At 50.9% G+C, this 1,290-nt stretch carries 2 protein-coding genes; both read left to right on the top strand.

Annotated features, from left to right (window positions below; translation table 11 throughout):
• Positions 1–214 (top strand): helix-turn-helix domain-containing protein (locus AC2VLY_RS07230; RefSeq protein WP_486922015.1); only part of this gene is annotated, 214 nt, incomplete at its 5' end.
• 713 nt (positions 215–927) lie between these two features.
• Complete coding sequence (locus AC2VLY_RS07225; protein WP_486922014.1) at positions 928–1,209, top strand: hypothetical protein; 282 nt, start codon at positions 928–930, stop codon at positions 1,207–1,209.
• Positions 1,210–1,290: the final 81 nt, after the last annotated feature.

The following is a 1,290-nucleotide window of genomic DNA, read 5'->3' as shown; positions in this document are numbered from 1 at the left end:
CATATTGGAACGCACCAACGAGGGTCGTCTTGAAGCTAAAGCCAAGGGGGTTAGGTTTGGCCGCAAGCCCACGGTGGACAAAGACCAAATCCGTATTCTCTACAAGCAAGGGATAGGGGCAACAGAAATTGCGAGGCGGTTAAAAATAGGTCGCTCAACGGTCTATAAAGGACTGGCTCCGGATAAACTGGTAGCAGATGACAGCAAATCATGAAAGACGTTTCAGAGCTTAGCGTACGTTTTCGTTCCATTGGACTTCAAACCCCGTTACCGGTTACTTGCAACAGGCCGTTTTTGAGATGCATAACCAGTCGCGCCGTATCGTTACCGTAACAGCTATGAATGAGACCATCGGATTGATAATCCGATGGTCTTACCGGATAAAAAACTAGCAATAAAAGGCGTCTTAGCCTGTGACATGCCGTGATTTTTGGCGCTTTGCCCAAATAATGCCCAAGTGAACCCCGAAAACCGCCTTATTTGCGACTAGTCGCGATACAGCATTGTTACGCAGTAACGGTGTTTTGTGACTTGTTACAGTAACGCTCTGTATCCGCGCAAGCGGCCACCGCCATCATGGGGATGTAAGCCCAAACCGCCGAAAATTCCGTCCGTATCGCCTTAAGGTGTTTTCTACCGTAAGACGAGTCCACGGTGTATATGTGTTTACATCTATTTGGCACCCACACCCTGATTCTGTCTTAACGAACGCCAAGATCATACGGTAGACTTTTCATTTGGTTACGCTGTAGACGGAATTTTCGGCGGTTTGGGCTTACCCCCCCCACAGGTACCGCACAGATTTTGGGGATAAGCTGCAAGTCATGGCGGACTGTTTGCAGATCAACGCAACAAGTCACACAATTTTTGATAAATCGTGACGTGTCACATATAATAAAATTCAGGCAACCAATGCGGAGAACAGCCATGACCCAGATAGCCGAAGTCTTATCGCCACCTGTCACCCAAAAAAGAGGCCGTAAGCCCAAGGGCGACCGTCCCATGACGGCAGCGGAACGGGCCAAGGCCAGCCGCGACCGCCGCCGCTTCCCGATGGAAGGCTACAGCGGGAAGCCGATCTCCGTGATGTTGTCTGGTGAGGCTCACATGGCCCTGGATAACCTCATCCCCCTATACAGCGACAAGTCACAAAAAGAGATCATCGACCTGGCGCTCATCCATCTGCTTAAATCGCAGCCAGTCACATAATAGCAAGGCGTCCCTCATCGCCTGGGGGCCATCCGTGATCGGGAGAGGACAGCATAAGCCTGATGATTGGCGGACCGGGAA

It is taken from the genome of Acidithiobacillus sp. TH-A36, assembly GCF_057473445.1.
This window is presented reverse-complemented; position numbering and strand designations above follow the sequence as displayed.